At 70.5% G+C, this 20,188-nt stretch carries 19 protein-coding genes; 11 read left to right on the top strand and 8 right to left on the bottom strand.

What is annotated here, in order from left to right:
* Positions 1 to 8: 8 nt before the first annotated feature.
* Both AC3ANS_RS10035 and AC3ANS_RS10030 read right to left on the bottom strand, forming a co-directional pair.
* On the bottom strand, positions 9 to 986 hold the full coding sequence (locus tag AC3ANS_RS10035) for a carbohydrate ABC transporter permease (protein WP_488296018.1): 978 nt from the start codon (positions 984 to 986) through the stop codon (positions 9 to 11).
* Between the two features lie 7 nt (positions 987 to 993).
* Entirely contained in the window at positions 994 to 2,295 is a 1,302-nt protein-coding gene (locus AC3ANS_RS10030; RefSeq protein ID WP_488296017.1) for an extracellular solute-binding protein, read from the bottom strand.
* 106 nt (positions 2,296 to 2,401) lie between these two features.
* On the opposite strand from AC3ANS_RS10030, the gene AC3ANS_RS10025 reads away from it, so the two are divergent.
* On the top strand, positions 2,402 to 3,685 hold the full coding sequence (locus AC3ANS_RS10025; protein WP_488296016.1) for an endo-1,4-beta-xylanase: 1,284 nt from the start codon (positions 2,402 to 2,404) through the stop codon (positions 3,683 to 3,685).
* 3 nt (positions 3,686 to 3,688) lie between these two features.
* Here AC3ANS_RS10025 and fadD8 read toward each other — a convergent pair whose 3' ends face one another.
* The gene (gene fadD8, locus AC3ANS_RS10020; RefSeq protein WP_488296015.1) at positions 3,689 to 5,293 is read right to left on the bottom strand and encodes a fatty-acid--CoA ligase FadD8; all 1,605 of its coding nucleotides are present in this window, start codon (positions 5,291 to 5,293) and stop codon (positions 3,689 to 3,691) included.
* Positions 5,294 to 5,395: 102 nt separating this feature from the next.
* On the opposite strand from fadD8, the gene AC3ANS_RS10015 reads away from it, so the two are divergent.
* Positions 5,396 to 6,301, top strand: coding sequence for an ATP-binding cassette domain-containing protein (locus AC3ANS_RS10015; protein WP_488296014.1), 906 nt, complete (start codon positions 5,396 to 5,398; stop codon positions 6,299 to 6,301).
* 5 nt (positions 6,302 to 6,306) lie between these two features.
* Complete coding sequence (locus tag AC3ANS_RS10010) at positions 6,307 to 7,071, top strand: ABC transporter permease (RefSeq protein ID WP_488296013.1); 765 nt, start codon at positions 6,307 to 6,309, stop codon at positions 7,069 to 7,071.
* A 28-nt stretch (positions 7,072 to 7,099) separates the two neighbouring features.
* On the opposite strand, the gene AC3ANS_RS10005 is transcribed toward AC3ANS_RS10010, so the two are convergent.
* Complete coding sequence (locus AC3ANS_RS10005; protein WP_488296012.1) at positions 7,100 to 8,143, bottom strand: LLM class F420-dependent oxidoreductase; 1,044 nt, start codon at positions 8,141 to 8,143, stop codon at positions 7,100 to 7,102.
* Positions 8,144 to 8,215: 72 nt separating this feature from the next.
* Between AC3ANS_RS10005 and AC3ANS_RS10000 the strand changes: the two genes are divergently transcribed.
* From AC3ANS_RS10000 to AC3ANS_RS09980, 5 genes are all read left to right on the top strand, one after another.
* A complete protein-coding gene (locus AC3ANS_RS10000; RefSeq protein WP_488296011.1) occupies positions 8,216 to 9,187 on the top strand; it encodes a Zn-ribbon domain-containing OB-fold protein in 972 nt (323 codons plus the stop codon).
* Positions 9,188 to 9,242: 55 nt separating this feature from the next.
* A complete protein-coding gene (locus AC3ANS_RS09995) occupies positions 9,243 to 10,310 on the top strand; it encodes a thiolase domain-containing protein (RefSeq protein WP_488296010.1) in 1,068 nt (355 codons plus the stop codon).
* Entirely contained in the window at positions 10,310 to 11,476 is a 1,167-nt protein-coding gene (locus AC3ANS_RS09990; protein WP_488296009.1) for a thiolase domain-containing protein, read from the top strand. Before AC3ANS_RS09995 ends, AC3ANS_RS09990 begins: the two co-directional genes overlap by 1 nt.
* Positions 11,477 to 11,617: 141 nt before the next feature.
* Positions 11,618 to 12,037 (top strand): DUF5994 family protein, encoded by a 420-nt coding sequence (locus AC3ANS_RS09985; protein ID WP_488296008.1) that lies wholly within the window; start codon positions 11,618 to 11,620, stop codon positions 12,035 to 12,037.
* A 66-nt stretch (positions 12,038 to 12,103) separates the two neighbouring features.
* Positions 12,104 to 12,430 (top strand): helix-turn-helix domain-containing protein, encoded by a 327-nt coding sequence (locus AC3ANS_RS09980; protein ID WP_488296007.1) that lies wholly within the window; start codon positions 12,104 to 12,106, stop codon positions 12,428 to 12,430.
* A 6-nt stretch (positions 12,431 to 12,436) separates the two neighbouring features.
* On the opposite strand, the gene AC3ANS_RS09975 is transcribed toward AC3ANS_RS09980, so the two are convergent.
* The 3 genes from AC3ANS_RS09975 to AC3ANS_RS09965 are packed head-to-tail and all read right to left on the bottom strand — an operon-like array spanning position 12,437 to position 14,466.
* Positions 12,437 to 13,213: a maleylpyruvate isomerase family mycothiol-dependent enzyme gene (locus tag AC3ANS_RS09975; protein WP_488296006.1), complete on the bottom strand. Its 777-nt coding sequence runs from the start codon at positions 13,211 to 13,213 to the stop codon at positions 12,437 to 12,439.
* Positions 13,214 to 13,264: 51 nt separating this feature from the next.
* Positions 13,265 to 13,858, bottom strand: coding sequence for a ClpP family protease (locus AC3ANS_RS09970; RefSeq protein WP_488296005.1), 594 nt, complete (start codon positions 13,856 to 13,858; stop codon positions 13,265 to 13,267).
* 5 nt (positions 13,859 to 13,863) lie between these two features.
* Positions 13,864 to 14,466 carry a ClpP family protease gene (locus AC3ANS_RS09965; protein ID WP_488296004.1) on the bottom strand — a complete coding sequence of 201 codons (603 nt, stop codon included), beginning with the start codon at positions 14,464 to 14,466 and terminating at the stop codon, positions 13,864 to 13,866.
* Positions 14,467 to 14,575: 109 nt separating this feature from the next.
* Between AC3ANS_RS09965 and map the strand changes: the two genes are divergently transcribed.
* Entirely contained in the window at positions 14,576 to 15,346 is a 771-nt protein-coding gene (gene map, locus AC3ANS_RS09960; protein ID WP_488296003.1) for a type I methionyl aminopeptidase, read from the top strand.
* Here the strand turns inward: map and AC3ANS_RS09955 are convergent, their stop codons facing one another.
* Positions 15,347 to 16,588, bottom strand: a complete 1,242-nt coding sequence (locus AC3ANS_RS09955) for a cytochrome P450 (RefSeq protein WP_488296002.1) — start codon at positions 16,586 to 16,588, stop codon at positions 15,347 to 15,349. It lies immediately after the preceding gene.
* Between the two features lie 143 nt (positions 16,589 to 16,731).
* On the opposite strand from AC3ANS_RS09955, the gene AC3ANS_RS09950 reads away from it, so the two are divergent.
* Both AC3ANS_RS09950 and AC3ANS_RS09945 read left to right on the top strand, forming a co-directional pair.
* Positions 16,732 to 17,895: a steroid 3-ketoacyl-CoA thiolase gene (locus tag AC3ANS_RS09950; protein ID WP_488296001.1), complete on the top strand. Its 1,164-nt coding sequence runs from the start codon at positions 16,732 to 16,734 to the stop codon at positions 17,893 to 17,895.
* A 36-nt stretch (positions 17,896 to 17,931) separates the two neighbouring features.
* A complete protein-coding gene (locus AC3ANS_RS09945) occupies positions 17,932 to 20,178 on the top strand; it encodes a TIM-barrel domain-containing protein (RefSeq protein WP_488296000.1) in 2,247 nt (748 codons plus the stop codon).
* Positions 20,179 to 20,188: the final 10 nt, after the last annotated feature.

Below are 20,188 nucleotides of genomic sequence, written 5' to 3'. Positions count from 1 at the left end.
CCTTCACCTCACCGTTCGGTCTGCGTGTCGCGCCGCAGCACGAACGTCTGGTAGGCCAACGCCATCACGAAGCCGATGACGAACAGCACCACCGACGCCGCGCCTGCGATGCCGAAGTTGTGTCGCTGAGTGCCCTGGTTGATCAGGTAGGTCGCCATCGTCGTGGTCGCGTTGGCGGGACCGCCGCCGGTCAGGATCCACACCATGTCGAACAGCTGGATCGAGCCGATCATCGACAAGAAGGCCCAGGTCCTGATCGTCGGACCGAGCAGCGGGATCGCCACCCGCCGCTGGACCTGCCACCAGCTGGCGCCGTCGAGCTGGGCGGCCTCGTAGAGCTCCTCGGGGACGCTCTGCAGGCCTGCCATGAACAGCAGGATGGCCAGGCCGAGGTACTTCCACGTCAGCACCGCGAACACCGTCCACAGCGCCAGGTTGGGTGTGCCCAGGAAGCCCTGCTCGGGCGGGGTGAACCCCATCCCGGAGATCAGGCCGTCCACGACACCCGACTCCGGCTGCAGCAGCTGGAACCAGATGACGCCGGCGATCACCTCGGCCACGACGTACGGCACGAAGACGACCGTGCGCAGCACGCCCCGGAAGCGGATCTTGCGATTGAGCAGCAGCGCCACGGCCAGGCCGAGTGGGAGCTGCACGAGGATCGAGAGGATCACGATCGTGAAGTTGTGCACGACCGCGTCGGTGAAGACCTGGTCATGGAGGACGCGGTCGTAGTTGCGCCAACCCACGAAGTCGTCCATCGGGCCGAAGCCCTTCCAGCGGTAGAACGACATCCGCACCGCGGAGGCGATCGGCCAGACGACGAACAACGCCATCAGGGTCAGCGCCGGAGTCACGAACAGCGTGATCTCCAGCCGCTGGCGCCAGGGACCGTCCTGCCGGGGGGCCACCCGGCGCGCATTCGCGCGCCGGGTGACCTCCGCGTGCGCGGGTGCCGCGGTGACGGCGGCGCCCTCGTTAGACATCGTCAGATCATCCCTCGTCTGCCGCGGCCTGCTGGGTGGCGTCCACCACGTCCTGCGGGGTGGCCTTGCCGGCGAACAGCAGCGCGATCTCGTCGTTCATCGCTCCGCCGACGGACTCACCGAAGGCGGTGTCGAAGTACAGCTGGATGAACGGCGCCGCGTCGCGGACCTTGAGCAGACCGGCCAGGGCCGGGTCCTTGACCGAGCCGGACGCCGCCGGGTTGGTCGGCAGACCCATGTCGTTCTCGGCGAAGCCGATCTGGACCTTGTCGGACAGCAGGTACTTCACGAAGTCGACAGCCGCATCCGGGGCGTCCTTGGAGACGGCCCACGCGTCGCCACCACCGAGCTGAGCGGTGGGGTCGCCCGCGCCGCCCTCGACAGCCGGGAAGGGGAACCAGCCGGTCTTGTCGCCGAGGCCCAAGCCGTCATCGGTGAGGCCCTGCATGACACCGGGCTCCCAGTGTCCCTGCATCTCCATCGCGACCTTGCCCGTGGCGAGCAGGCCGGACGCGGACGTCGCGCCCTCCTGGGCCGGGGTGCTCAGGAAGCCGGGGTTGAACGGCTCGGTCTTGAGCAGGTCGTCGACGACCTCGCCGGCCTTGACGAAGCACGGGTCGGAGAAGTCGAGGCTCGTGACGGCGCCCTTGAGGACGTCCTCGGAGCAGGAGCGCAGCGCGGTGTAGTACCAATAGTGCGCGGCCGGCCACTTGTCACCGGCGCCCACGGAGATCGGGGTGATCCCGGCGTCCTTGAGCTTGCCGATCGCGTCGTAGAGCTCGGTCATCGTGGTCGGAGGAGTGGTGATCCCGGCCTGGGCGAACAGGTCGGTGTTGTACCAGAAGCCCACGACGCCCATCGAGAACGGCAGCGCGTAGGTCTTGCCGTCCACCTGCCAACCGGCGACGGAGCCGCCGATCTTGGCGATCTCCTCGGACGCGTCGTCGGAGATGTCGCGGACCAGGCCCGCCTCGACGTGGTCGGCGAGCTCGCCGCCGCCACGCTCCATGTAGATGTCGGGCAGGTCACCGCTCTGGAAGGAGGCGGCCAGCTTGTCGACCATGTCCTCGTGCGCCATAGCGCTGATCTCGATCTTCACCCCGGGATGGTCGGCCTCGTAGTCCTTGGCCACCTGCTCGTAGTAGCCCTTGCCGGGCTCGTTGTTCGAGTTGTGCCACCACGTGATGGTGGTGTCGCCACCCTTGCTCGACGACCCACCGCCGTCGCTGTCGCTGCCACAGGCCGACGCGAACATCAATGCGCCAGCACACAACGCGGCAAGCGCCGCGTTTCGAGTCTTCCGCCTCATTGGGAACCCTTCCATTTGCCCACGGCTGTGTGGGACGTCCGTCACACGAAGGAAACGTCCCACTTGCCCCTTGCGCATGTCAATCGTTATCGATAACGATTTCCATGTGATCACCGCCTCTCTCGCCCACCGCTCCCACTTCTCCCACGTCGTCGTGCGGCGCCCCGATGGGACCCCCGTCGCGGACACCGCGGTGGTGGTCCGACAGCTCCGGCACGCGTTCGCGTTCGGCAACATCGGCTTCGACTTCGTCGACCTCGCGGCCGGCGAGGCGGGCGCGTCCGGACGCGGGCCCAACGTCTTCGGTGGCGCCGACCGCGAGTCCGCCGAGCGCCTCGTCGACCTGTGGCTGGAGGTGTTCAACACCGCCACGCTCCCGTTCTACTGGGCCGGGTTCGAGCCGCTCGAGGGCCGGCCCGACACCGAGCGGCTGCTCGCGGCGGCCCGGTGGTTCCGCGACCGCGGAGTCGCGCTGAAGGGGCACCCTCTCGTGTGGCACACGCTCGCGCCGGACTGGCTCCGCACCCGGCCGGACACCGAGGCCGAGGAGGTCGTCCGGGCGCGGGTACGCCGCGAGGTCACGGCGTTCGCCGGACTCATCGACACCTGGGACGCCATCAACGAGGTGGTGATCATGCCGGTCTTCGACAACGAGTCCGAGCAGAACGCCATCACCCGGCTGTGCCGCCGGATCGGCCGCATCCCGATGGTCCGCCTGGCCTTCGACGAGGCCCGCGGCGCCGCGGACTCAGCCGATGCCCGGGTGCGGCTCGTCCTCAACGACTTCGACATGTCCACGGCCTACGAGTGCCTGATCGAAGGCGTCCTCGAGGCAGGCATCCAGGTCGACGCCATCGGGCTGCAGAGCCACATGCACCAGGGCTACTGGGGCGAGGAGCGCACGCTCGCGACGCTGGAGAGGTTCGCCCGCTTCGGCCTGCCGCTGCAGATGACGGAGACGACGCTGCTCTCCGGGGACCTGATGCCTCCGGAGATCGAGGACCTCAACGACCACCAGCCGGCCGGCTGGCCCTCGACGCCCGCCGGCGAGGAGCGCCAGGCCGACGAGCTCGTCCGGCACTACCGCACGCTGCTCTCGCACCCGGCGGTCGAGGCGGTCAACTACTGGGGGATCACCGACCGCGGCGCCTGGCTCGGCGCCCCGGCCGGCCTGGTGCGCACCGACGGCACGCCCAAGCCGGCGTACGACGCACTGCGCCGGCTGGTCAAGGAGGAGTGGTGGGTCTCCCCCACCACGTTGCACACCGACCACGAGGGCCGGGTGCGGGTCGAGGGCTGGTACGGCGACTACGCGCTCGACTGCGCCGGCGCCACCGCGACGTTCGCCCTCGAGCGCGGCGTGGCCGAGACGGAGGCGGTGCTCGCGTAGGGGTCAGCCGACGGCGCGCTCGCCGGTCCAGTACTGCGCCCGCAAGGCCTTCTTGTCGGGCTTGCCGAGCGCGGTGAGCGGCAGCGCGTCGGCCACGATCACCTGCTTGGGCGCCTGCACGGAGCCCTTGCGCTCCTTGACCATGTCTTGGATCTCCGCGGTCATCTGGGCGATGGCCGCGTCGTCTCGAGCCGCCTCCGACCGGAGCACGACGATCGCGGTGACGGCCTCGCCGAACTTCTCGTGCGGAGTGCCGATCACTCCGACCTGGGCGACGGCAGGGTGGGCCGCGACGACGTCCTCGACCTCGCGGGGGAACACGTTGAAGCCGCCGGTGACGATCATGTCCTTGGTGCGGTCGACGATGTACCAGAACCCGTCGTCGTCCTCGCGGGCCACGTCGCCGGTGTGCATCCACCCGTCACGGAACGTCTCGGCGGTCTCGTCGGGCAGGTTCCAGTAGCCACCGGCGAGCAGCGGGCCGGCCACGCAGATCTCACCGGGCTCGCCCACCGGTACCGGCTTGCCGTCCTCACCGAGCAGGGCGGTCCGGATGAACGCCGAGGGGCGACCGCACGAGGACAGCCGGCGCTCGTCGCCCGACACGTGGTCGTCCTTGGCCAGGTAGGTGATCGCCATCGGCGACTCGGACTGCCCGTAGTACTGCGCGAAGATCGGACCGAACCGGTCGATGGCCTCCTTCAGTCGCACGGGGTTGATCGCCGACGCGCCGTAGTAGACGGTCTCCAGCGAGGAGAGGTCGCGGGTCCGCGAGTCGGGGTGGTCCATCAGCGCGTAGAGCATCGAGGGCACCAGCATGGTCGCGGTGATCCGCTGCTCCTCGATCGTGCGCAGCACCTCGGCCGGATCGAACTTCGCCAGCACGTACAGGCAGCCGCCCTTGAGCACGGTCGGCACGAAGAAGGCAGCGCCGGCGTGGGACAGCGGCGTGCACATGAGGAAGCGGGGCGCCTCCGGCCACTCCCACTCCGCCATCTGGATCTGGGTCATCGTGTGCATCTGACGTGAGGTGCCGATGACGCCCTTGGGCTTGCCTGTCGTGCCGCCGGTGTAGGTGATCGACACGATGTGGTCCGGATCGAGGGTGACCGCCTCGAGCGGCCGCGGGTCGAACGACGCGGCCGCGGCGTTGAGGTCGTGACCCACGTGCGCCAGATCCTCGGGCACGGGTCCGATCGTGAGCACCTTCTCCAGCTTCGGGCACCGCTCCAGCAACCCGAGCGCCCGCTCCACGAACATCGGCACGGGGTCGATGGTGATGCTGGTGATCTCGGCGTCGTTGATCACGTAGGCGTGGTCGTCGAGGGAGCCCAACGGGTGGAGCGACGTACGCCGGTAGCCCTGGGTCTGGCCCGCACCCAGGATGAACAGCACCTCGGGCCGGTTGAGGGCGAGCAGCGCCCCCGCCGTGCCCCGGCCCGCGCCGAGCGCCTCGAACGCCTGCACGTACTGGCTCATGCGTTCCGCGGCCTGCCCACCGGTGATCGTCGCGTCGCCGAGATGCATCACCGGTTGGCGTCGGTGCCGCTTGAGCGCGGCCACCATGAGGTGGCCGTTGTGGGTCCCGAGTCGCATGTCGTCCGTCATAGGTCCCGAGATTAGAACGTGTTCCAGTTTCGCGCCAGTTGCCCGCGCGAACCGGGACATTCGCCACTGGCGGAGCGTCCCGCGCGGGAGTTGGCTGACGGCATGGCCGTGGTCGTGGTCGATCACCTGCACAAGACCTACCGCAGAGTCGTGGCCGTCGACGACGTCTCGTTCGAGGTCGAGGCCGGCGAGATCTTCGGGATCCTGGGGCCGAACGGTGCCGGCAAGACGACGACCGTCGAGTGCGTCCAAGGGCTGCGCCGCCCGGACTCCGGGACGATCCGGGTGCTCGGGCTGGACCCCACGACCCAGGGCGAGCGGCTCCGACAGCGCATCGGCTCTCAGCTCCAGGCATCGGCGCTCCCCGGCCGGCTGAGGGTCGCGGAGTCGATCCGGCTCTTCGCCGCCTTCGCCGACCACCCGGTCGCCCGCGACGAGCTCCTCCACCGCTGGCGCCTGGACGAGGTGCGCGACACGAGCTTCGACAACCTGTCCGGTGGCCAGCGTCAGCGGCTGTTCATCGCGCTGGCGTTCGTCAACTCCCCCGAGCTGGTCCTGCTCGACGAGCTGACCCAAGGCCTCGACCCCCAGGCGCGGCGATCCACCTGGGACCTGATCCGTGAGATCCGCGAGGGCGGTACGACGGTGCTGCTGGTGACCCACTTCATGGACGAGGCCGAGCATCTGTGCGACCGGGTCGCGGTGGTGGACAGCGGCCGGGTGGTCGCCGTGGACACTCCACAGGGACTCATCGACGGCCTGGGGCTGCCCTCCGTCGTGCGCTTCACCACCGCTGACGAGGACCTCGACTGGCTGGCGAACATCGCGGGGTTCGGCTCGATGTCGCGGCGCGGCCAGGCTGTCGAGGTCCGCGGGACCGGCCCGCTGCTGGCCCTGGTCGCCTCCGAGCTCGTCGCGCGCGGGAACGCGCCCCTCGACCTCCGGGTGGACCGCCCCACCGTGGAGGACGCCTTCCTCGCGCTGACCGGCCGCGACCTGAGGGAGTGATGGCGATGCGCGGCTACCTGACGATGACGACCGCCGAGCTCCGGCTCCTCCTCCGGGAGCCCTTCTCCGTGGTCTTCGTGCTGGCGTTCCCGCTCATGATGATGCTGCTGCTGGCGGCCGTCTTCGGCAGCGACGCGGCCGACGCGAGCGACATGGAGAACGGCATCCTCGTGTGGCGTGGAGCCAAGCCAGCCGACTACTACACCGCCGCATCGGTCGCGGTGATCGTCGCCGCCCTCGGCCTGATGACGCTGCCCATCACGCTTGCCGGCTACCGCGAGCGTGGCATCCTCCGGCGGTTCCGCGCCTCCTCGGTCTCGACCACCGCGCTCGTCTGCTCGCAGCTCACGATCGCGTTGCTGACGTTCGGGGCCGGAGCTGCGGTGATGGCGGTCGTCGCCAGGATCATCTACGGCACCATGTTGCCCCGTGACGCGATCGGGGTCGTCGTCGCGGTGTTGATGGGGACCGCCGCCTTCGGTGCGATCGGACTCATGCTCGCCAGCCTCCTCCGGACGAGCCGGTCGGCGCAGGGCATCGGGCTGCTGCTGTTCTTCGCGCTCTGGCTCATCTCCGGCACCTCGCCACCCCGAGCGGTCCTGCCTGCCGGTCTTCGCGAGGTCGGCGCGGTGCTACCGCTCGGCCCGCTGGTCGACGCGTTGCAGGACGCGTGGTTCGGCTTCGGCTGGAACGGGACCGGCCTCGCCGTCCTCGCGGCGTACGCCGTCGGTGCGGGGATCCCGGCCCTGTGGCTCTTCCGCTGGGACTGACCGGGTCCCAGCCGCGCCGGCCCGTCGCTCAGGCGAGCAGCTCGGCGACCGAGCGGATCTCGTCGGCGGACCGGCAGCTGAGGAGCAGCGTGGTCACGCCCGTCTCCTCCCACTGCGCGACCCGCTCCCTGACCTCGCCTGCGGAGCCGATGATGTGCATGTCGTCCACGAGCTCGTCGGGGACCAGCGCGGTGGCACGGTCCTTCTCGCCCGCGAGGTAGAGCCGCTGCACCTCCGCGGCCAGGTCCTCGTAGCCCATCCGGGCGAACACCTGGTTGTGGAAGTTCGCCTCCTTGGCGCCCATGCCGCCCATGTAGAGCGACACGAACGGCCGCATCGCGTCGAGCACGGCCTGCTTCTCCTCGGCGCTGGAGACGACCTGCAGGTGGCAGGTCGCGGCGATCTCGAAGTCGTCCCTCGTCCGCCGCGCGCCGGGTCGGGCGAACCCCTCGTCGAGCCAGGGCCGGTACATCGCGGCCGACTTGGGCGTGTAGAAGATCGGGATCCAGCCGTCCGCGATCTCGGCGGTCTGCGCGACGTTCTTGGGGCCTTCGGCGCCGAGCCAGATCGGGATGTCGGCGCGCAAGGGGTGCACGATCGGCTTGAGCGGCTTGCCGAGGCCCACGGAGCCCGGGCCGTGATAGGGCAGCGGGTAGTGCGGGCCCTCGTTGGTCACCGGCGCCTCGCGGGCCAGCACCTGGCGGATGATGCCGACGACCTCGCGGGTGCGCGCCAGCGGCTTCTCGAACGGCTGGCCGTACCAGCCCTCGACGACCTGTGGCCCGCTCACGCCCATCCCGAGCACGACCCGGCCACCGGAGAGATGGTCGAGGGTGAGCGCGTGCATCGCGATCGAGGTGGGCGCCCGCCCCGACATCTGCACGATGGAGGTACCGAGGCGGATCCGCGAGGTCTCGCGACCCCACCAGGCCAGCGGGGTGAACGCGTCACTCCCCCAGGCCTCGGCGGTGAACACGGCGTCGAAGCCGGCCTCCTCGGCGGCGGCGACCAGCTCGCCCACGCCCTGCGGGGGCTGTGCGCCCCAGTAGCCCAGCTGCAGTCCCAGCTTCATCGGCGTGTCTCCTTTGTCGGATGTCCGGACCCGGTGCTTGCCCGATCCTAGAACGTGTTCTAGTTTCAGACCATGACACGAACACTGTCAGCACCGGTCACCGTAGCGTTCGACTACACGCGATCCACGGGACCCGTCCTCGGGCGCTTCTTCTCCGGGCTCCGCGACGGCATCGTCGTCGGCGCGCGCACCTCGGACGGCCGGGTCGTCGTGCCTCCTCCGGAGTTCGACCCCATCACCCATGAGCCGGTCACCGGGTTCGTCGACGTCGCCGCCGCCGGCACCGTCACCTCGTGGTCGTGGGTGCCCGAGCCGGTGAAGGGCCAGCCCTTCGACCGTCCGTTCGCCTGGGCGCTGGTGACGCTCGACGGCGCGGACACCCCGATGCTGCACGCACTGGACGTCACCTCCCCCGACCAGGTCTCGACCGGGATGCGGGTGCGGGTGCGTTGGGCCGACGAGCGGGTCGGCGCGATCACGGACATCGAGTGTTTCGAGCCGGCCGATGCCGACGCCGCTGGTTTCGAGGCTCGCTCCGCTCGCACCTCAACCAACGGCGGGGACGCGGTCACCCGGGTGATCACCCCGGTCTCCCTCGACTACCTGTACGCCGCGAGTCCCGAGGAGTCCGCGTTCTACCGCGGCCTCAACGAGGGCCGCATCGTCGGCCAGCGCTGCCCCACGTGCCAGAAGGTCTACGTCCCGCCGCGCAGCGCCTGCCCGTCGGACGGCACGCCCACCGCCGAGGAGGTGGAGGTGTCGCAGACCGGCACCATCACCACGTTCTGCGTGGTCAACGTGCCGTTCCTCGGCCAGAAGATCACCCCGCCGTACGTCTCGGCGTACGTCCTCCTCGACGGCGCCGACATCGCCGTGCTCCACCTCATCCTCGGTGTCCCCGCGGCCGAGGTGCGGATGGGCATGCGCGTCAAGGCGGTCTGGAAGCCGGAGGAGGAGTGGACCTACTCGTTGGAGAACATCGACCACTTCGAGCCCACCGGCGAGCCAGACGCGGACTACGACACCTACCGGCACCACCTCTGACCGGCCTCGAGATGGGTCACCCAGCGATGGACCACACAGCAATGGAGTGCACAGCATGAGAGACGTTGCAGTCGTCGGCTTCGCCCAGCGACAGATGCCGGAGTTCGACGGGTCACCGACCTGCGTCGAGCTGCTGGTCCCGCTGTTCGCGGAGTGCTACGAGCAGACCGGCTGGACCCGACGCGACGTCGGGTTCTGGTGCTCGGGATCCTCGGACTACCTGGCCGGGCGGTCGTTCTCGTTCGTGTCGGCCGTGGACGCGATCGGGGTGATCCCCCCGGTCAACGAGTCGCACGTCGAGATGGACCTGGCCTGGGCGATGTACGAGGCCTGGCTGAAGATCCAGACCGGCGAGGTCGACACCGCGCTCGTCTACGCCTTCGGGAAGGCCTCGGCCGGGGTGCTGCGCCGGACGCTCGCGCTCCAGCTCGAGCCCTACACGATGACGCCGTTGTGGCCCGACACCGTGTCGCTCGCCGGCCTGCAGGCCCGCACCGGCATCGACGCCGGCGCCTGGGACGAGCGGGCCATGGCGGAGGTGGCCAACCGGTCACTGACCGACGCCGAGAAGAACGAGTACTCGATCCGCAAGGGTGGCTCGTCGGTGGAGGAGCTCCTGGCCCGTCCCATGTACGCCGACCCGCTGCGCAAGCACGACTGCTCGCCGGTCACCGACGGCGCAGCCGCGATCGTGCTCGCCGCCGGCGACAGGGCGCGGGAGGTGCGCGAGCGACCGGCCTGGATCAGCGGCCTCGCCCACGTCATCGACCCGATCAGCATGGGCACCCGCGACCTCACCCGCGCTCCGTCGGCGGCCCGTGCCGCCGCGGCCGTGGACCTCGACGGGGTGGAGGTCGCCGAACTGCACGCGCCCTTCAGCCACCAGGAGCTGATCCTGCGCCGCGAGCTCGGCCTGGCCGACGACGTACGGATCAACCCCTCCGGCGGCGCGCTCACCAGCAACCCGATGTTCTCCGCCGGAGGCATCCGGGTCGGCGAGGCCGCCTCGCGGATCTGGTCCGGCGAGGTGTCCAAGGCGGTCGCGCACGCGACGTCAGGGCCGGCCCTGCAACAGAACCTGCTCTGCGTCCTGGACGCGACGACCGAAGGAGCGAGCAACTGATGGGCAAGCAGCCAGCGGCCGTGGTCGGGGTCGGCCAGACCCACCACCGCGCCAAGCGCGAGGACGTCTCGATGGCCGGCCTGTGCCGCGAGGCCATCGACCGGGCCCTGCTCGACGCGAACATGACGCTCGACGACATCGACGCGATCGTCGTCGGCAAGGCGCCCGACCTGTTCGAGGGCGTGATGATGCCCGAGCTGTTCCTGGCCGAGGCTCTCGGTGCCGCCGGCAAGCCGCTGCTGCGGGTGCACACGGCGGGATCGGTCGGCGGGTCGACCGCGATCGTGGCCTCCTCGCTCGTGCAGGCCGGCGTGCACAAGCGGGTGCTCACCGTCGCCTACGAGAAGCAGTCGGAGTCGAACGCGATGTGGGCACTCTCGGTGCCGCTGCCGTTCAACATGCCGGTGCACGCCGGCGCCGGCGGCTACTTCGCTCCCCACGTGCGCTCCTACATCCGCCGTTCGGAGGCGCCCAACCACATCGGCGCGATCGTCGCCGCCAAGGACCGGCAGAACGCGCTCAAGAACCCCTACGCCCACCTGCGCAACCCCGACACCACCGTCGAGTCCGTGCTGGCGTCGCAGATGCTGTGGGACCCGATCCGCTACGACGAGACCTGCCCGTCCTCCGACGGCGCGTGTGCTCTGGTGATCGTCTCGGAGGACGTGGCCGCCGCCTCGCCCAACCCGGCGTGGATCCACGGGACCGTGATGCGCTCCGAGGCGACCACCGCCGCGGAGCGCGACCAGGTCAACCCGCAGGCGTCCCGCGACGCCGCGGCCGCGCTCTGGAAGCAGGCCGGCATCACCAACCCGATCGAGGAGATCGACGCGGCCGAGATCTACGTGCCGTTCTCGTGGTTCGAGCCGATGTGGCTGGAGTCCCTGGGCTTCGCCGAGGCGAACGGCGGCGGCTGGCGGCTCACCGAGTCGGGCGCGACCGCGATGGACGGCAAGCTCCCGGTCAACTGCTCGGGTGGGGTGCTCTCCTCCAACCCGATCGGCGCCTCCGGCATGCTGCGCTTCGGCGAGGCCGCCCTGCAGGTGCGCGGCGCTGCCGGCGAACACCAGGTCGACGGCGCCCGCCGCGCGTTGGGGCATGCCTACGGGGGTGGCTCACAGTTCTTCGCGATGTGGGTCGTGGGGTCGGAGAAGCCCACGAACTGAGGCTCGAGAGCGGTCCGGCGTAGGCTCGGGGTGACTGACCGCGGCGGCGTCTCCACCTCGGAGCGCCGAGCCGGTCGAGAGGCGCACGTCATGCCGACGCCGAACACTCCCATGTCCACCTCGACCGGACTACGGCTCCGCATGGCGCAGCGCCCCGGCCGCGACAGCCTCGACGGAGCTTGGTGGCCGCACAGCCGCGACCTCGTGGCCGAGCTCCCGGTGCTGGTCGCGGGCTTCCCGCCGGCGCTCGGCCGGATCCAGCGCGCGGTGTATTCGCCGCCCGACTGGGAGCCGACCGCTCGCCGAGTGCCGGTCCTGCACGGCTTCGTCAAGGTCGGCTCGTTCCCGCGCGACGACACCCACCTGATCCTGCTCAAGACCTCCGACCGCGTCACGCTGCGCGTGCTCGTCGTCCCGCCCGACCTCTCGGCGGAGCAGGGCGAGGAGGCGCTGCTCGCGGCGTCCACGTCGAGGAACGCCCACACCGCGACCAGCCTGCTTCGGACGGTCACCGACCAGCCCGCCACGGACCCCGAGGAGCACTGGACGAGCGATACCTGAGTCCGGCCGAGTTCGCCCGCCGCGAACACTCGTGACGCGGCGACCCTGCGGGCCTATCGTCGGGCCATGGGTGACGTCGTCGCATTCCCGGTCCCGCCGCAACGCTCCCCCGAGCCCGAGCCCGAGCCCGAGCCGCTGTGGCGCGAGGTCGTGGGGCACGAGCTGCGCGAGGAGCGTCGTACGGCTGGCCGCACGCTCGCCGACGTGGCCGGACGCGCGGGCGTGTCGACGCAGTACCTCTCCGAGGTCGAGCGCGGCCGCAAGGAGCCGAGCTCCGAGGTGCTCGGCGCCGTCGCCGGTGCGCTGGGGCTGCGCCTGGTCGACCTGACCTCGCGGGTCAGCCGCCGGCTCACCAGCGGCTCCATCACCGGGCCGGTCTGCCTGGCCGCGTGACCGGGGTCAGTAGCCGGGAAAGACCTTCCGCAGGTCGTCCAGGGTCACGTTGCCGGTGACCTGCGTCCCCTCGGGCGTGTACTCGGGTCGGAGCCGGCCGGTGAGCAAGCGCGCCACGGCCTCCTGCGGGCCCTCGAACGTGGCGGTCGGGTCGGTCACCTCGCCCGCCACGACCACCTGGTCGGTCACCTCGAGCCCACCACCGGGGATCGCCACCCGAGTCGGCTCGGCGAGCTGGTCGGGCTTCGCGGAGAAGCCGAGCAGGAACGCCAGCGGACCGGCGTACAGCTCGACGAGGAGCCGTGCAGACTCGGGGTCGAGCCCGGCGTTCGGGTCGAGGCCCACCCGCACGTCCCAGGCGTGGGCTGCGACCTCGTTGAGCCGCATGCCGAGCGCGACCACCAGCGGTACGGGCTCGGGCAGGAACCCCAGGTCGACGGTCAACGTGGACCGCTGCTCGGGCGTCAGCGACTCGAGCAGCTCGAGCAGACGGCCGTCGTGCTCGACGAATCCGGCGGCCTGGTCGACCGGGCTCGCGGCGTCCCATCGCGCCCAGATCGCCTGGTTGTCCTCGTCACGCACCGGCACCCCTGCGGCGCGACCGAACGGCGTGTGGAAGATCTCCGCCCCGCTGCCGAGGTGCGACAGCACCTGGGCGATCGTCCACTCCGAGGCGCCGCTCGGGCCACTCAGCTGGTCGTCGGTGAGGTTCGGCAGCAGCGCCACGAGCGTGTCGTGGTTGGTGCGCAGGGACGAGATGACGCGGTCGGCCGGTTCGCTCATGACCTGCCGAACCGGCCGACCGGTCACTTTGTTCCCCCGGTCACATCACCATCACATCTTGCGGCTGGCGAGCACGGCGTCGGCGAGCCCGTAGGCCACCGCCTGCTCCGCGGAGAGAATCAGGTCGCGGTCGGTGTCCTCGCGGAGCCGTTCGACGCTCTGGCCGGTGTGCCGGGACAAGATCTCCTCCATCTCGGCGCGCAGCCGGACGATCTCCTTGGCCTGCAGGGCGAGGTCGGGCAGCGTGCCCTGCCCGCCCCCCGAGGGCTGGTGCAGGACGACCCGGGCCCTGGGGAGCACGGTCCGGCTCCCGGGCGCACCGCTGGCGAGGAGCACCGCGGCCGAGGAGGCGGCCTGACCCACGCACGTCGTACCGACCGGCGAGCGGATGAACTGCATGGTGTCGTAGATCGCGAGCATCGCGGTCACCGAGCCGCCGGGCGAGTTGAGGTAGAGACTGATCGACTGGTCGGGACTCTCGGACTCCAGGTGGAGCAGCTGGGCGATCACGACGTTCGCGACGCCGTCGTCGATCTCGGTGCCGATGTAGACGATGCGGTCGGTGAGCAGCCGGCTGTAGATGTCGACCGCGCGCTCGCCGCGGACGGTCTTCTCGACGACGCTGGGGATGGTGTAGGTGCTCATCGGCCTCACCGGAGCCCGAAGGACGGCGTCGGCCGAGCGGGTGTCACGGCTCGTACGTCGCTGAGCACCTGGTCCACGAAGCCGTAGTCGCGTGCCTCCTCGGCGGTGAACCAGCGGTCGCGCAGCGAGTCGCGCTCGATCACCTCGACGGTCTGGCCGGTGTGCTCGGCGATCAGGCCGATCATCACGTTCTTGGTGTGCTCGAGGTTCTCGGCCTGGATCTCGATGTCGATCGCCGTCCCGCCGATCCCGGCCGAGCCCTGGTGCATGAGGACCCGCGAGTGCGGGAGTGCATAGCGCTTGCCGGGCGTGCCGGCGGAGAGCAGGAACTGGCCCATGCTCGCGGCCAGCCCCATCGCCAGCGTGCTGACGTCGTTGGGGATCAGCCGCATGGTGTCGTAGATCGCGAGGCCGGCACTGACCGAGCCACCGGGTGAGTTGATGTAGAGCGCGATGTCGCGCTGCGGGTCCTCGGCCGAGAGGAGCAGCAGCTCGGCGCAGAGCTTGTTGGCGATGTCGTCATCGACCTGCTGGCCGAGCACGATGATCCGCTGGTGCAGCAACCGGTCGGCCGCGGACAGGCCGGCGAGGGAAGGTGTCTGGGTCATGTCACCGAGCCTGCGACGTACGCCGTGCAGATCCCAGCCGTTCTGCTCCGGGCGGATCTGCCCTGAGCGGATGGGACCGTCCGGGGCGGCGCTGGATAGGGTCCACTCCATGATCGAGCTCCGCACCCCTGCCCAGATCGAGCAGATGCGCCCGGCCGGCCGGTTCGTGGCCGACGTGCTCACCGCGCTCGCCGAGCGCGCCGATGTCGGCGTCAACCTCCTGGAGCTCGATGCGCTGGCGCACCAGATGATCCGGGAGCGTGGCGCGGAGTCCTGCTACATCGACTACCACCCGTCGTTCGGCGCCTCACCGTTCGGCAAGGTGCTGTGCACCTCGGTCAACGACGCCGTGCTGCACGGTCTTCCCCACGACTACCGCCTGCAAGACGGCGACCTGCTCAGCGTCGACTTCGCGGCCAACGTCGACGGCTGGGTCGCGGACTCGGCGCTCAGCGTCGTCGTCGGCACGCCGCGGCCCGAGGACCTCGAGCTGATCGACGTCGCCACCCGCGCCCTCGAGGCCGCGATCGCCGCAGCCCGGCCCGGCAACCGCCTCGGTGACATCTCCGCGGCGATCGGCGACGTCGCCCGGGCCGCCGGTCTGGGGATCAACCTGCAGTTCGGCGGGCACGGGGTCGGCCGCACCATGCACGGCGAGCCGCACGTCGCCAACGACGGACGCGCCGGACGCGGGCTCAAGCTGCGACCGGGCCTGGTGCTCGCCCTGGAGCCGTGGTTCCTGCACACCACCGACGAGATCTACACCGATGCCGACGGCTGGACACTGCGCAGCAAGGACGGGTCCCGCGGCGCCCACATGGAGCACACGGTGGCGATCACCGAGGACGGCCCGCTCGTGCTGACCGAGCGGTACGCCTGATCAGGCGTACCGGACCTGCAGGTCCTTGATGCCGTTGACCCACGAGTGCCGCAGCCGCGCAGGCTCGGCGAGCTTGGTGATGTCGGGCGCGTAGTCCGCGAGCGCGTCGAAGATCACCCGGATCTCCTGACGGGCGAGGTTGGCCCCCAGGCAGTAGTGGGCGCCGTGCCCGCCGAACCCGAGCTGCGGGTTGGGGTCGCGCAGGACGTTGAAGGTGTAGGGGTCCTCGAAGACGTCCTCGTCGAAGTTGGCGCTGGCGTAGAACAGCGCGGCCCGCTGGCCCTTCGTGAACTGCACCCCGCCGACCTCGACGTCGTTGAGCGCGGTGCGCTGGAAGACGCTGACCGGCGTCGCCCAGCGGACGACCTCGTCGACCATGGTCGCCGGGCGGTCACGCTTCCAGATCTCCCACTGCTCGGGGTTGTCCAGGAAGGCGTTCATGCCGTGCGAGATCGCGTTGCGCGTGGTCTCGTTGCCGGCGACGGCCAGCAGGATCACGAAGTAGCCGAACTCGTCGTCGTTCAGGCCTCGCTCGCCCTTGTGGGCGTTGATCAGCTTGGTGATCAGGTCGTCGCGCGGGTTGGCCTGCCGGTCCGCGGCGAGCATCATCGCGTAGCCGAGGATCTCGGCCGCGGCGACGTCGTTGTTGCCGGCATAGTCGGGGTCCTCGCCCGCGAGCATCTGGTTGGACCACTCGAAGAGCTTGTGCCGGTCCTCCTGCGGCACCCCGATCAGGTCGGCGATGGCCTGGAGCGGCAGCTCGGCGGCGATCTCCTCGACGAAGTTGCCCGTGCCCCGGCCGACCGCGTCCTTGACGATCGAGGCAGCCCGCTGGGTCATCTGGTCCTCGAGCTCGGCGATGGAGCGCGGGGTGAAGCCACGGGAGATGATCGCCCGGGTGGCGGTGTGCTCGGGCGGGTCCTGGTTGATCAGGATCACGCGCTGGAGCTCGATCTGCTCACGCATCATCTCGCCGGGGAACCGGATGATCGCGCCGTTCTCGTACGTCGACCAGTTCTTGCTGTCCTTGGAGATGGCCGACACGTCCGCGTGCCGGGTGACCGCGTAGTAGCCGGTCCCGGACTCCTCGGCGAAGCCGCTGCGGTGCTCGGCCTCCTGCTCGACCCACACGATCGGCGAGAGCTGGCGGGCGGCACGGAACTGCTCGTGCGGGATCGCCGCCTGGTTCACGTCGGGGTCGGTGAAGTCGAAACCCTCGGGGAGGACGTCGGATGCGGTCACAGGAGCTCCCTTGGCAATGTCTGACTGGAACACGTTCTAGTGACAGAGACTACATACCGAAGGTAGGTCAGGGAAGGCCCCCGGACCGAGGCCGCGGTCGACCCAGGCTTGTCGCGAACGAGAACGTGTTCTAGTTTGCTCCCATGGGCACCCCCGTGATCATCGACGCCGTCCGCACCCCCCTCGGCAAGCGCAAGGGCTGGCTGGCCGGTGTGCACCCCGCCGTTCTCCTGGGGTTCGCGCAGTCCCAGGTGCTCGCGCGCGCCGGGATCGACTCCGAGCTCGTCGAGCAGGTGGTCGGCGGCTGCGTCACCCAGGCCGGTGAGCAGTCCAACGACATGGTCCGCCGGGCCTGGCTGCACGCGGGGCTCTCCCGCCACACGGGCGCGACCGCGATCGACGCCCAGTGCGGGTCGGGCCAGCAGTCCGCACACCTGGTCCACGACATGATCGCGGCCGGCACCATCGAGGTCGGCATCGCGTGTGGCGTGGAGTCCATGTCCCGGATCCCGCTCGGCGGCAACGTGCCGCCGGGGCTCGGTGACCCGCGGCCCGACGACTGGACGATCGACCTGCCCAACCAGTTCGAGGCGGCCGACCGGATCGCCCGCAACCGCGGCCTGACCCGCGCCGACCTCGACGCGTTCGGGCTGGCGTCGCAGCAGAAGGCGCGCGTCGCCGTCGACGAGGGACGGTTCAAGCGGGAGATCGCGGCGTACGACGCCCCCGTGCTCGGCGAGGACGGGGCACCGACGGGCGAGACCCGGCTGGTCGACACCGACCAGGGCCTGCGCGAGACCACGCTCGAGGGCCTCGGCGGACTCAAGTCCGTGCTCCCCGACGGGCTGCACACGGCCGGCACGTCCTCGCAGATCTCCGACGGCGCCTCCGCCGTGCTGATCATGGACTCCGATCGCGCCGCCGCGCTCGGCCTCACCCCGCGCGCCCGCATCGTCACGCACTGCCTGGTCGGCTCCGACCCCTACTACCACCTCGACGGCCCCATCGACGCCACGCAGCGGGTGCTCGACCGCACCGGCATGGCCATCTCCGACTTCGACCTCTTCGAGGTCAACGAGGCGTTCGCCTCCGTCGTGCTCTCCTGGGCGGGTCAGCACCGCGTCGACCTGGAGAAGGTCAACGTGAATGGTGGCGCGATCGCACTCGGCCACCCGGTCGGATCGACGGGCACGCGCCTGATCACCACGGCGCTCCACGAGCTCGAGCGCCGCGACGGCACCACCGCCCTGATCTCCATGTGCGCCGGTGGCGCCATGGCCACCGGGACGGTCATCGAGCGAATCTGATGCTGGGAGGCGGTCGCAGGGCCTAGTTTGTCGGCCGTGACCCGGATCACCCTGCCGCGCGCTCGGCGTACCGCCGCCGCGCTCGTCGCGTCCGCCCTCGTCCTCACGCTCGCCCCGCACGACGCGGCGGGAGCTGTCCGGCCCGGCCGCGCGAGCGATCCGATCGTCGTCGACGCGGGTGGGGCGCGGGTGGTCATCGACCGGAGCCCGTTCCGGCTCACGATCACCGACGGCGCCGGACACGCCGTCCTGCGCGAGGTCGCGCACCCGGCCGAGGACACCCTGGCCGAGCCGTTGACCGCGGACCCGATCGGCACCGGCGCCGACAACCAGCAGACCGCGACGCTCTACTCGCCGCTGTCGTTCCTCGTGGGCACCGAGACGCTGGTCCAGCAGCCCTCGGCCGAGTGGGTCGCCAACCTCCAGTCCGGCCAGCGCCAGGGCACCTGGTACTCCGCCCAGCAGGTCGAGGAGGTCCAGCAGGCCGGCGACGAGGTCACGTTGACCCTGTCGACCAACGACCCGACCGGTCGCAAGCTCCTGGTCGTGATCGGCCCCCAGGGCTCCGCGGCGGTCCGCGTCCAGGTGCACGCCGAACCAGCCGACGGCGTCGCGATGCTCGGCGACTCGTTCGAGGCCGGCCTCAAGGACGGATTCTTCGGCTTCGGCGGCCGCCACGACCGGCTCGACCAGCGCGGCCGCGTGCTCTCGAGCTTCGTCAACCAGGAGAACCTGGCAGCGGACCCGGCCGACACCACCGCGACGGACATGTACCCGAACGGTTCGGCAGCGGCGTACTACCCGCAGGCGATGTTCTGGACGACGCACTACGGCTTCCTGCTCGCCCAGCCCGAGCTCGCGCGGTTCAAGATGGCCGCGGACCGCGACGACGCGTGGAACGTCGCCGCGTCCACGTCGCACCTCGACTACGTCGTCGCACCCGGCGGGCCCCGGCGCACCGTCGGTGCCCTGACGGCGCTGACGGGGCGCCACCGGCTGCCACCGCGCTGGGCGTTCGGTCCCATGTTCGACCGGCTGGTGAAGAACCAGGCCGAGACGTACGCCGACTACGAGGCGAGGCTCACCGAGGACGTCGCGGCCATCGACGAGCACGACCTGCCGGTCTCGGCGTACCGCATCGAGGGCTGGGGCTTCCCCGGCGGCAACCACGGCCTGGCCCTGCACACCTGGGTGCACGCCCGTCCGCAGGCAGCGATGATCCGCAAGCTCCGAGCCCGCGGCATCCATCCGCTCGCCTATGTGCGCCCCTGGCTCGAGCCCGACTCGGCGCCGGTCCAGGCCGGGTACGCCGTGCGGACCGCGGCCGGTGACCCCTACTACGTGATCGGCTCGGGCAACCGGCGCTTCGGACTCGTGGACTTCACCAACCCCGACGCCGTGGCGTGGTGGCAGCGGCAGATCAAGCAGGTCCTCGACCTCGGCTTCGACGGGTTCATGCAGGACTATGGCGAGCAGGTCATGTTCGACATGCACTTCGCCGACGGGTCCACCGGATACGACCGGCACAACGACTACCTCACGCTCTACGCGAAGGCGACCGCTCAGGCCCTCACGCACTACGAGCAGGAGCACCCCTCGCGCAAGCCGTGGTTCTTCACCCGCGCCGGCTATTCCGGACTGCCGGGAGCGGCGGCGTACGAGTACGCGAACTTCCCCGGCGACGAGACGACCGGGTGGGACCGGGCCTCCGGGCTCGCCTCGCTCACCACCGACATGCTGAGCCGAGCCGTCGGGGGCGCCTACGGGTTCGCGACCGACATCGGCGGCTACTTCGACTACACGACGCCGCCGACCACCAAGGAGCTGTTCCTCCGGTGGGCGGAGTGGGCCGCCCTGAGCCCGGTCTTCCGGTTGCACGGCAGCGGGCTCTCCGGCACCCACACCCCCTGGTCGTACGACGCAGAGACGGTGCGCATCTACCGCCAGCTGTCCCGGCTGCACCTGTTGGCCGCACCGCTGCTGAGGCGGCTCTGGCGGCAGGCGGACCACACCGGCGTACCGCCGACGCGGCCGCTGTGGCTGGCAGATCCCGACGACCGCGCGGGCTGGCACCAGGACCAGGAGTGGCTGCTCGGCGGCAACCTGCTGGTCGCGCCCGTGGTGGAGCAGGGGGCCACGTCGCGGGCGGTCTACCTGCCGAGCGGTTGCTGGCGGTTGCACGGCCGCGGCGACCGCTACAGCGGCGGGCGGAGCGTCACGGCGCGCGCCGGGCTCGGCTCCCTGCCGTGGTTCAGCCGGTGCGGGACCACGCCGCTGGGTTGATCCGGGCGGA

The sequence above is a fragment of the Nocardia sp. 149-1B genome (assembly GCF_057747975.1).
The sequence above is the reverse complement of the archived record's forward strand: the minus strand, read 5'-3'. Positions and strand labels throughout refer to the sequence as shown.

What these genes read in the sequence shown, in the direction of transcription:
- AC3ANS_RS10015 (WP_488296014.1), top strand. Translation starts at nt 5,396, where the DNA reads ATGGCCGTGGTCGTGGTCGATCACCTGCACAAGACCTACCGCAGAGTC.
- AC3ANS_RS10035 (WP_488296018.1), bottom strand. Translation starts at nt 986, where the DNA reads ATGTCTAACGAGGGCGCCGCCGTCACCGCGGCACCCGCGCACGCGGAG.
- map (WP_488296003.1), top strand. Translation starts at nt 14,576, where the DNA reads ATGATCGAGCTCCGCACCCCTGCCCAGATCGAGCAGATGCGCCCGGCC.
- AC3ANS_RS09970 (WP_488296005.1), bottom strand. Translation starts at nt 13,858, where the DNA reads ATGAGCACCTACACCATCCCCAGCGTCGTCGAGAAGACCGTCCGCGGC.
- AC3ANS_RS09975 (WP_488296006.1), bottom strand. Translation starts at nt 13,213, where the DNA reads ATGAGCGAACCGGCCGACCGCGTCATCTCGTCCCTGCGCACCAACCAC.
- AC3ANS_RS09995 (WP_488296010.1), top strand. Translation starts at nt 9,243, where the DNA reads ATGAGAGACGTTGCAGTCGTCGGCTTCGCCCAGCGACAGATGCCGGAG.
- AC3ANS_RS09990 (WP_488296009.1), top strand. Translation starts at nt 10,310, where the DNA reads ATGGGCAAGCAGCCAGCGGCCGTGGTCGGGGTCGGCCAGACCCACCAC.
- AC3ANS_RS10010 (WP_488296013.1), top strand. Translation starts at nt 6,307, where the DNA reads ATGCGCGGCTACCTGACGATGACGACCGCCGAGCTCCGGCTCCTCCTC.
- AC3ANS_RS09980 (WP_488296007.1), top strand. Translation starts at nt 12,104, where the DNA reads ATGGGTGACGTCGTCGCATTCCCGGTCCCGCCGCAACGCTCCCCCGAG.
- AC3ANS_RS10030 (WP_488296017.1), bottom strand. Translation starts at nt 2,295, where the DNA reads ATGAGGCGGAAGACTCGAAACGCGGCGCTTGCCGCGTTGTGTGCTGGC.
- AC3ANS_RS09965 (WP_488296004.1), bottom strand. Translation starts at nt 14,466, where the DNA reads ATGACCCAGACACCTTCCCTCGCCGGCCTGTCCGCGGCCGACCGGTTG.
- AC3ANS_RS09950 (WP_488296001.1), top strand. Translation starts at nt 16,732, where the DNA reads ATGGGCACCCCCGTGATCATCGACGCCGTCCGCACCCCCCTCGGCAAG.
- AC3ANS_RS10000 (WP_488296011.1), top strand. Translation starts at nt 8,216, where the DNA reads ATGACACGAACACTGTCAGCACCGGTCACCGTAGCGTTCGACTACACG.
- AC3ANS_RS10005 (WP_488296012.1), bottom strand. Translation starts at nt 8,143, where the DNA reads ATGAAGCTGGGACTGCAGCTGGGCTACTGGGGCGCACAGCCCCCGCAG.
- fadD8 (WP_488296015.1), bottom strand. Translation starts at nt 5,293, where the DNA reads ATGACGGACGACATGCGACTCGGGACCCACAACGGCCACCTCATGGTG.
- AC3ANS_RS09985 (WP_488296008.1), top strand. Translation starts at nt 11,618, where the DNA reads ATGGCGCAGCGCCCCGGCCGCGACAGCCTCGACGGAGCTTGGTGGCCG.